We start from the raw sequence: 10,174 nt of genomic DNA on the forward strand, positions 1-10,174 counted from the left end.
GCTCCTCTACCGCGCCGGATGCGATCAACGGTCGTCGTCGCGGATCGCGGACGGGTGCCGCAGCAGCGGCGCGACCGTGATTTTCATGAACGGAAACAGCGGCAGACCCGACAGGATCTGATGCAATTCGGTGTTATCCTGAACGTCCAGAATGCTGATATTGGCGTATTCGCCGGCAATGCGCCAAATGTGGCGCCATTTGCCCGATGCCTGCAATTCCTGGGAATAGGCTTTTTCGCGGGCCAGAATATCGGCCAGCTGATCGGCGGGCAGATCGCGGGGGATGGTCACTTCCATGCGCACATGAAACAGCATCGCTTATCCTTTCCGGTCAAAGCCGTTGCGGGCGAAGGCCGCCACGCGGTCATCGTCCAGATCAATCCCCAGACCGGGACCATCCGGCACGGTCAGTTCAAAATCGCGGTAATCCAGCGGGGTTTTCAGAATGTCCTCGGTCAGCAGCAGCGGGCCGAACAGTTCGGTCCCCCATTGCAGATGCGGGAATGTCGCAAAGGTGTGGGCGGAAATGATCGTGCCAACCGCGCCTTCCAGCATCGTGCCACCGTAAAGGCCGATCCCCGCCGCATCCGCAATCGCCGCCACCCGCAGCGCCGCAAAGGCCCCGCCCGATTGTTCCAATTTGACCGCGAACACATCCGCGCCGCTGTTCCGCGCGATCTGAAAGGCTGAATCCGGCCCGGTCAGCGATTCATCGGCCATCAGCGCAACCGGGAACCGCCGCACCAACCGGCCCAGACCCGCGGCCTGCGCGACCGGCTGTTCCACCAATTCGCACCCCGCATCGGCCAGAGCCGCCATGCCAAAGGCCGCATCGGTTTCCGACCACGCCATGTTGACATCCACCCGCACCGCGCCGCGATCGCCCAAAGCGCGCTTGATCGCCGCGACATGGGCCACATCATCAGCCACCGGGCGCGCGCCGATCTTCAGCTTGAAAATCCGGTGACGGCGCGCGGCCAGCATCTGTTCGGCCTCGTCAATGTCGCGGGCGGTGTCGCCCGATGCCAGCGTCCACGCGACCGGCAGCCGATCCCGGCGGCGACCGCCCAGCAATTCGCTGACCGGCAGGCCCACCCGTTTGCCCTGCGCATCCAAGAGCGCCGTTTCAATCGCAGATTTGGCAAAGCGGTTGTCCTTGACCATCTTGCCGATGCGATCTGTGAGCGCCGCGATCCGCGTGGCGTCCTGCCCGATCATCAAGGGCGCGACATAGCGGTCAATCGCCAGCTTCATCCCTTCGGGGCTTTCGCCGCAATAGGCCAGCCCGCCGATGGTTGTGCCTTCGCCGATCCCGGTGATCCCGTCGCTGCAATGCAACCGGACCAGCATCAGCGTCTGGCCGTTCATGGTGGCCACCGACAGCTTATGCGGGCGGATGGTGGGCAGATCGACCAGCAGCGTTTCGACCCGTTCGATCACGGGGGCGTCGTGCGTGGTCAGGGGGTGTGTGATGTGCGTGTTCATGGGTTAAACCTGCGCGCAGTTTTGTATCGCGTCCAACATCATTTGCGTCTGGTATAATACCGAAAAGGTATCGCAATGGATAAATCCTTGCGTTATCCTGATTTATGACAGGCCAGATACCTTTCAGATCGGATGAAAATGATGGATTTACGACAGTTGCGCTATTTCATTGCGGTGGCGCGGGAACGCAACTTCACCCGCGCGGCGGCACAATTGCACATCGCCCAGCCGCCCCTGTCGCGGCAAATCCAACTGCTGGAGGACGAACTGGGCGTCACTTTGTTGATTCGCAGCGGGCGCCCGGTGCAACTGACCGATGCGGGGCGGGTGTTTTACGAACAGGCGTTGCAGGTCTTGGGCCGCGTGGATCAGATGATCGACACGACCCGCCGCGTGGGGCGCAATCAGAACCGGGTGCTGTCGATCGGGTTTGTGGCGTCAACGCTGTATGGCGGGCTGCCGGCGCTTGTGCGCAAACTGCGCAGCAGCCAGCCCGATCTGGACATTCGCCTGTTGGAAATGCTGTCCACCCAACAGGTCGCCGCCTTGAAAGAGGGGCGCATCGATGTGGGCTTTGGACGCCTGCGCCACAGCGACCCCGGCGTGACCAGCACCACCTTGCGTCAGGAACGTCTGGCCGTGGCCCTGTCCCGCAGCGCCGAATTGGCGGGTGACACCGGCCCTGTGACGCTGTCGGAACTGGCCGGGCAGAAACTGATCATCTATCCCAAAGAGCCGCGCCCCAGTTACGCCGATTACATCCTGAACCTGATCCGCAACGCCGACATCGACCCGGTCGAGGTCCAAGAGGTCCGCGAAATCCAAACCGCCCTCGGGCTGGTCGCGGCGGAATCCGGCATCTGCATCGTCCCCCTGTCCGCGCGGCAAATGCGGTCGGACGTTACCTATCGCCCGCTATCCGACCGGGCCGCCACATCCCCCATCATCATGACCCAACGCAGCGGCGACACGTCCCCGATCCTGAACCAGATACGCGACATGATCACCGAAATTTATGCCGAAAAGCCGGCCTGGCTTGGCAGGAATTAAGCGGCGTTTGCGGTGCTGTTCAGATGGCGCACGATCGAAATCACCTGCTGCGCGTCATCGGTGCTGAACACGCCCGCGATGCCCATATCGTCAATGTCGGTAAAGGGGCTTTCGTAAAACAATTTCGGGTCAATCAGCCCGTTCTCGGTCAGACTGTCCAGAATAAGGTCAATGAATTCAATCTGATCGGCGGTCAGATCGCGCGAGGCCAGAAAATCACCAAAGGCGCGTTTCGCCGCCCGCCGGTCCAGCCCGGTCAGGGACCGCAAAAACCGCCCCATGCCGCCATCGGCCTGCGTTGCGGCGATGATGTCAGGGTCAGCAACCCCGTTTTCCAATAAAATGCGTTCCAGTTCGGCCACATCCTGCGCCGTCAGCTGTTCGCCCCGATGCAGTTTCAACAGCGTGATATGATCGCGATGTTCATCAATGAACCGCCGAACCTGCATTTTGAACCGCGCGCGGTCCAGACCAGAACCCAGTTCGGGCATATCAACCACCTGACCGGTGCCGATGTCGTCCTCAAAATCGGTGATGACGATCTGCCGGGTTTTGGGCTCGATCAGCTCGGTCAGCATCCGCAGCCGCAGGCGTGCGTCGTCCAGCAGGTCGGGCGTGATATCCTGCCACCAGCCATCGGTTTGCATGTCCAGAATCAGGGCCATATGCTGCGCAACCAGCGGCACATTGCCCAGATTTTCCAGCGACGATGCCACATCCCGGATCCGCGACTGCGCGCGGGCAAAGGCCGCATCCCCGCGCAGCAAAAACAACTGCGCCGACAAGATCAGCAGATCGAACTGCTTCGCCGGCAGGTTATCGTCGCGAAAGGCCGAGGGCAGCCCCGCGATCTGTTCCACCAGCGTCACCCGCGCGTCCAGCGTCAGATCGGCCCAATTCGCGCGATCCTGAAACCGCTCAACCGCGCGGCGATGTGGACGCACGATGACGTTATCGGCGTTCATGCCGGCCACTTCGTCGAACAGCCGATCCGTCACGTGCGCACGCAGCGCGGGATAATCGCCCAATTCAGCCAGCAGATCGACCCGCGCCCGGAACAGCCGTTCCCCGATGGGCGCGGCAAGACCCGGCTCGGCGCGGTCGGGATTGGCGGCGAAAAATTCCAGATTCTGACAGTAATCGAAGATCAGAAATTCGGTTTTGTCCTGCCCCAGCCCGAACAGATCGCGCCGCAGCCGCGTGCCGCGCCCGACCATTTGCCAGAATTTCGTTTTTGACCGCACGGGCTTGAAAAAGACCAGATTAACCACATCCGGCACGTCGATCCCGGTGTCCAGCATATCCACCGATACGGCAATATGCGGCCCCCGGTCGGGGTCAGAAAAATCGTCGATCAGCGTCTGGGCATAGGGGGTGGAATAGTCAATCTGCCGCGCGAAATGACCGGCCAGATGCGGGTAATTCGCGTTGAACCGGTCCACGATGAACTGAGCGTGCTTGCTGGACTTGGCGAAAATGATGGTTTTGCCGATGCGATCACCGCCCGCGATGCGAAGCCCTTGGGTCATCAGCTGCGCCAGAACTTTGTCCACGGTGTCGATATTGAACAGCCATTTGTTCAGATCGCTGGCATCGACATGGTCCGGTGTTTCGCCGTCCTCACCCCATTCCAGGGCGTCCCATTCCTGTTGTTCCTCTGGCGTCAAGGCGTCATAGGAAATGCCGTCGCGCTGAAATTTCAACGGCACCGAGACCGCCTTAGGCGGCACCAGAAACCCGTCCCCAATCGCATCATTCAGGTCATAGGCATCCGTCGGCACCCCTCGTTCCAGTTGAAACAGCGCATAGGTGTCGCGGTCGATGTCGTCGCGGGGGGTGGCGGTCAGCCCGACCAGCATCGCGTCAAAGTAATCAAAAATCGCGCGGTATTTGCGGTAAATCGACCGATGCGCCTCATCAATCACGATCAGGTCGAAATGGCCGGGACCAAAGCGGCGCTGTCCATCCGCCAGATCCTCAATCAACCCCATCATCGTGGGATAGGTGGACAGCAACACCCGCGCGCCCTGCTGGTCGTTGCGCCGAAGGTCGTGGCGGTCCAGCAGATTGGCGACCGGAGTTGCGGGCAGATGCGTTTTGAACGCGTTATGCGCCTGTTTGACCAAAGCCACGCGGTCGGCCAGAAACAGCACGCGCCGCACCCGATTGGCGCGCATCAATTGGTCGATCAGCGCGATGACGGTGCGGGTTTTACCCGATCCGGTGGCCATCACTAACAGCGCCCGGCGCATCCGGTGTTTTTCAAACACCTCGCCCACCCGGCGGATGGCACGGGTCTGATAGGGGCGTTCGACGATGCCGCGATCCACCGGCACCTGCGCCAGAGGCCGCACTGTATCGCGCCGTTGGATCAGCAATTCCAGTTCGTCGCGTTTGAAAAACCCGCTGACCGGGCGCGGCGGATAGGTCAGATCGTCCCAGAACCAATGGTCATACCCATTCGTGCAAAAGATCAGCGGGCGCCGGCCATAGGTCTGTTCCAGACAATCGGCATAGAGCTTGGCCTGCTGCTGGCCGATGATGGCGTCCTTTTTGGTGCGCTTTGCCTCGATCACGGCCAGCGGTTTGCCATCTGCGCCCCACAGCACATAATCGGCGCGGCCCTGACCGCTGTCGTTCGGCATGCCGGTGACGGGGAATTCGCGATCGCGGGGCTGATCCAGCGACCAGCCCGCTTCGTGCAGCAGCAGGTCGATGTAACGGTCGCGAGTTCCGGCTTCGTCATAATCATGCGGGTCGGGGATACGTTGGTTTTCACGGCGCGCGGCGGCAACCTCGGCGCGCAAGCGGGCGATTTCGGTTTCCAGTTCAGCGCGACCTTCTTCGGTCTGGCGGCGGGCCTGCTCGGCGGCCTCGGCGCGTTTTTTTGCCTCGGCAAAGCGTTCCGACATCGCCTTGATTTCATTGACCGTTGTCGCGGTGATGGTCAGGGTGCGTTCCAGGCGCGCGGGGTCGAATTGCAGCGCCGGGGCGGGTTTTGCGCCCTTGGCATAGGTGCGCGCGATCCAATAACAGATGTGGAACAATTCCCGCAGCGCGACGATGGCGGCGCGGTCGTCGATGGGCTTCACGCCGGGATGGGCGGCGCGGTTGCCCCATTCGCGGATGATCTGGGCCTTGGCGACGATGGCGGGACCGGTCAGCGCCGACAGGCCGGGTTCGGCCAGCATTGCGGCCAGATTGTCGTTATAGATACGGGGCAGGGCGGGGTCGCTGGCAAACATCCATTTGACGGCGGTTTCCAGCGTTAGCCGCGCCCAGAAACAGGCCTGCCGAGGATCCGACAACGCCGCTTTTTCCGCCTTTCTCGCGTGTTCGAACAAAGCGGGGAATTCGGTTTCCAGAAAAGCGAACTGGGTCATGGCATCCTCGGGCGCGTGGTTGGGAAATTATCCCAGTGCGGGTGCGTGGGGGCAAGCGGTTTATCGGTGGGGCGATGCGGTTTCGGCGGTTATTTTGTTTCAGGCGAGGAGTTCAAAAATAAGATGTTGTTTTTGGCGGCTGGTGCGTTTTTCAGATGCGAGGCGGCGGCATTTCGGTGTTGGTCTGCTGTTATTTCATATTGTGCAGGGATGTTGAAACAAGATGCTGTTGAATGACTGCGTTTTCCTGCGTGCCGGTTGATGCGGACTGCGACGGCGCAGCGATGATTCGGTGGCGTGGGGTGATATGATTCGGGCGGCGGTTCGGGTCCATTGAGTGACGGTTATTTTGTTTTTGGTCGGGGTAATGAAACAAGATATTGTTGTTGGGTGCCCGCGTTTCATGATTCGCCGTTTGGGTTGGGCAGAGGAGGCCGCGATGATTCGGTGGGAATGATGGCCGAAATCCGGGTTCACCCCGACCCATGGCCACGATCAGGACCCCTGCGTTGCATTGGCCGAGCGCGGTGCAAAGGCACACGCCCGCATCACAACTCCCCCTGAAATGCGCGATGTTGGAGTGAGGCAAAGAGGGCTTCGGCGGCGGTCAGGGCGGATTGGTGATGATTGGCTTCGTTGTATAATACTTGTATATATAAGCTAAACTGGCGCTGCGCCTTCAGCGTTGGAACCGGACAATTAAACGCAAGAATCTGTTTACGATTTAGTTTCGGTATGTTGGCACGGTTCGAGACGGTTTCAGCATAGGACAGAAATTTTCTGCTGCCTAATATGAAGTGCGTATATTCAGTTGTCAGCTTTTCGGGCATGGGGTTTAGAACATACATATCGGCGCTGCACATGCCAGAACGGTCAGCAACTGCCACCTTGTTTAGATATGGCCGAATTTTACTAAAAATAATTTCACCGGCATCGAATCTGTATTTTCCGCTAATGACGCCGTCATCTTCGCAGGTTCGCACCCTGTCCCAAGAAATAGTGCCGGACGAGGGCGCGATGTGTTCTGGTCCGACATGCGGCATAGTTTTGTTGTCTTCCGTTCTTGGGTCGCTAAGAGAAGATCGAATTTTGATAAGGTTCTCTAATTTTTCAATGGTTACGTCGTTGTTTTCCCCAAACATCTGATAAAACACCGCCTGCCTCAGACGGTTGACCTGATCCAAAGCGCGGGCGCGCAGGCGGCGCAGGGTGTCGGCCTGATCCAAAATCCGGGCGATACGCTGTTGCTCGGCTAAGGGGGGCAGGGGGATTTTCAGGCCCTCTAACATCACCTTATCAACATGCGGGATTGTTGCGCCGCGTCCTGCGGCTGCGACATTAATTTGTTGGAACTGTGATTGCAACAAACGGCCAATATACGGTGTCAGGAACTGACCATTATTATTCAGCCGAATACGCGCAACCGTGCTGCCGATGAGTCCGGTTAAACCATAACCGACCGTTCCGGCATTCGCGCCGTCCCAGACGATACAAATATCGTTCGCCTGAACATCCGTTCCCAGTGTGTCATGGGTAAAGACCTGTGGGTCTGCGCCCCGAACCTCATCAATTAATAAGCACGGACGCGCGCCGGGTTCGGGGCCGTTAACGGTGGTGGTCGGCTTTTTCCCTTTCCGAATAGTAATAAGTTCACCCAATGTCACAACCGGCCAACTCATCCCACCACCTTACCCAGCCGCGCCCACATCCAGCTGTTGCGCGCCACCCGCATATCGCGAGACGCGTTCTGTCCCGCCGCTTTATCGCCCTGTTCCGAAACGCCGTCAGTCCGAACCGTGGGGAGCCGTGGCCGCATGGCATCCACCCCCGTTGTCATCGCGCGGCCGAACGCGCGGCGGAACACACTCCACCCCGCCGCCTCACTGACCCAGCCCGAAACGCCACCCGTGCGAACCATAGCGCGCCTTGGCCGCACGGCATCCACCCCTGCGCCCGCACAGCCGGCTGCGCGGCGGGGCGCGACGTTGTTCCCGTTGGTGGCGTTGCCCTTGGGTGCGGTTTGCGGGGCGTTCCCGGCGACGCTGTTCGGTATGGTCAGGGCGTCGCGTTTGGATTGCCGTGCATCATGCGCCGCGCCGCCCATCACGCCGACTCCGTGGCCAGCATCTGTTCCAAACGGTCCAGACCCTGGGCGATTTCGGCCTCGATCTCGCGCAGATCGGCGATGATCTCGGACGGGGTGGCGTGATGCACCGCCTCGTGTTCGATGTCTTTGTAGCGGTTCAGGGACAAATCCCACGACCCCGTCGCCTCGATTTCAGACGCCGGGACCAGAAAGCTGGCGGCGGTGCGCGGGCGGTCGCGTTCGCCGTCCAGCCGTTGCCAGCGGGCCAGAATGTCGGGCAGGTTGTTTTTCGCCGCCTGATCCGCCGTCAAATCCGTGGCCAGCCCCAGTTTGTCCGCATCCAGCAGTGGCGTGCGTTTGTCGTCCAGACTGAACCCGTCCGCCGTCATGTCGTAAAACCACACGTCATCCGTGCCGCCCACGCCGGTTTTGGTAAACGCCACAATCGCGCAGGACACCCCCGCATAGGGCCGGAACACCCCCGACGGCAGTTTGATAATCGCTTGCAAGCGATGATCCTGAACCAGCATGCGGCGGATCGCTTTGTGTGCGGTCGATGATCCAAACAGCACCCCATCCGGCACAATCACCGCCGCCCGTCCCCCCGTCCGCATCAGTCGCAAAAACAGCGCCAGAAACAGCAATTCGGTTTTCTTCGTTTTGACCGTGCGCAGCAAATCCGGTGCCGTCGTGTTATAGTCCAGCGACCCGGCAAAGGGCGGGTTCGCCAGAATCAGCGAATAGGCCCCGGCATCCGTATCATGTTCCTGCGCCAAGCTGTCACGATAGCTGACATTGGCGTTATCGACTCCGTGCAGGACCATATTCATCGCCCCAATCCGCAGCATCGTGGCGTCGAAATCAAAGCCGTGGAACATCGCGTTGTGGAAATGCGCCCTTTGGTCGGCGTTGCGCAGCATCGCGGGGTGGTGGTCTCGCAGATATTCCCCCGCCGCGACCAGAAATCCGCAGGTTCCCGCCGCCGGGTCGCATATCGTGTCGGCCGGCGTCGGCGCCATCAGCGCGACCATCAGCTGAATAATGTGCCGAGGCGTGCGGAACTGGCCGTTCTGGCCCGCGCTTGCGATTTTGCCCAGCATATATTCGTAGACATCGCCCTTGGTGTCGCGGTCGTCCATGGGAATACCGTCCAGCATCTGCACGACCTTGGCCAGCAGATTGGCGTTCGAGAACCCTAGCCGGGCGTCGCGCATATGGGTGCCATAGGATGACCCGGCTTCGCCCAATTGACGCAGAAACGGAAAGACATGTTCATCGACAATGCGCATCATGTCGCGCGCTTCGAAATTCTTGAACCGCGACCAGCGAAGGTTGTCATAGTCTTCGCCCTTGGGGTCGCGGCCTGCCGGAAAGATGCGGCGATCCATGGGCGTCCCCAGTTGTTCGGCGCGGCTTTCCAGCAGCGTGTGCTGATCGTCCAAGCGTTTGATAAACATGAGGAAAGTGATTTGTTCAATCACCGATAACGGGTTCGACACACCCCCCGACCAAAACGCGTTCCAGATTTGGTCGATTTGATTGCGAATTGATCCCGTCAGCATCGCCTGCCCCCTGAGGTTATGGGGGGACAGTAGATACTGCGGGCCGGATGCTCAACCATCAAGCGGTTGGGAGAGTGGCGATTTCGTCAATCAAAACCGCGTTTTATATGAGACGAGGAGGCGGGCATCGCAATGCGACTGCCCGGCAGGACAAGGTTTGGCTAAATTGGGGCTGGTTCATCCCCGCGTTCGCGGGGAACAGCGTTTCGCTGGCCAGAAAAACAACTGGCAAACCGGTTCATCCCCGCGTTCGCGGGGAACAGACCCTGCACGAGGGTGCCGATCTGGTGGCTGCCGGTTCATCCCCGCGTTCGCGGGGAACAGGATGGCGCGGGCAAGGCGGGGCTGCTCGGCTCCGGTTCATCCCCGCGTTCGCGGGGAACAGTACACGATGGTGTCCCAAATGGAGCTAGGCTACGGTTCATCCCCGCGTTCGCGGGGAACAGCGAATTGCCCGCCATGATTGAATCTAAAAGCCCGGTTCATCCCCGCGTTCGCGGGGAACAGTGCAGCGCGGCGCGGTGTTTGGCCTCGATGTCCGGTTCATCCCCGCGTTCGCGGGGAACAGGCCTGATCGTCCGCCAGTTTCGCGGCCTCGATCGGTTCAT

The 10,174-nt window shown here is 60.2% G+C and carries 7 protein-coding genes and 1 CRISPR repeat array (1 of these 8 running past the window's edge); of the genes, 1 reads left to right on the forward strand and 6 read right to left on the reverse strand.

Features of this window, described 5'->3' with window-relative positions:
* Positions 1-24 precede the first annotated feature (24 nt).
* The gene (gene catC, locus Q4G20_RS06220) at positions 25-315 is read right to left on the reverse strand and encodes a muconolactone Delta-isomerase (protein ID WP_303342547.1); all 291 of its coding nucleotides are present in this window, start codon (positions 313-315) and stop codon (positions 25-27) included.
* A 3-nt stretch (positions 316-318) separates the two neighbouring features.
* The gene (locus tag Q4G20_RS06225; protein WP_303342548.1) at positions 319-1,485 is read right to left on the reverse strand and encodes a muconate/chloromuconate family cycloisomerase; all 1,167 of its coding nucleotides are present in this window, start codon (positions 1,483-1,485) and stop codon (positions 319-321) included.
* Between the two features lie 138 nt (positions 1,486-1,623).
* Here Q4G20_RS06225 and Q4G20_RS06230 point away from each other — a divergent pair, with 138 nt between their 5' ends.
* The gene (locus Q4G20_RS06230; RefSeq protein WP_303342549.1) at positions 1,624-2,535 is read left to right on the forward strand and encodes a LysR family transcriptional regulator; all 912 of its coding nucleotides are present in this window, start codon (positions 1,624-1,626) and stop codon (positions 2,533-2,535) included.
* Here Q4G20_RS06230 and Q4G20_RS06235 read toward each other — a convergent pair.
* From Q4G20_RS06235 to Q4G20_RS06250, 4 genes are all read right to left on the reverse strand, one after another.
* Entirely contained in the window at positions 2,532-5,918 is a 3,387-nt protein-coding gene (locus Q4G20_RS06235; RefSeq protein WP_303342550.1) for a DEAD/DEAH box helicase family protein, read from the reverse strand. The genes Q4G20_RS06230 and Q4G20_RS06235 overlap by 4 nt on opposite strands.
* 548 nt (positions 5,919-6,466) lie before the next feature.
* Positions 6,467-7,597, reverse strand: coding sequence for a restriction endonuclease subunit S (locus Q4G20_RS06240; protein ID WP_303342551.1), 1,131 nt, complete (start codon positions 7,595-7,597; stop codon positions 6,467-6,469).
* Entirely contained in the window at positions 7,594-7,836 is a 243-nt protein-coding gene (locus Q4G20_RS06245; protein ID WP_303342553.1) for a hypothetical protein, read from the reverse strand. Before Q4G20_RS06245 ends, Q4G20_RS06240 begins: the two co-directional genes overlap by 4 nt.
* A gap of 185 nt (positions 7,837-8,021) precedes the next feature.
* Complete coding sequence (locus Q4G20_RS06250; protein ID WP_303342555.1) at positions 8,022-9,566, reverse strand: class I SAM-dependent DNA methyltransferase; 1,545 nt, start codon at positions 9,564-9,566, stop codon at positions 8,022-8,024.
* 171 nt (positions 9,567-9,737) lie between these two features.
* A CRISPR array of direct repeats spans positions 9,738-10,174; the repeat unit is 29 nt; unit sequence CGGTTCATCCCCGCGTTCGCGGGGAACAG (it continues 570 nt past the right edge of the window).

The sequence above is a fragment of the Paracoccus sp. (in: a-proteobacteria) genome, assembly GCF_030538495.1.
Lineage (GTDB): Bacteria > Pseudomonadota > Alphaproteobacteria > Rhodobacterales > Rhodobacteraceae > Paracoccus.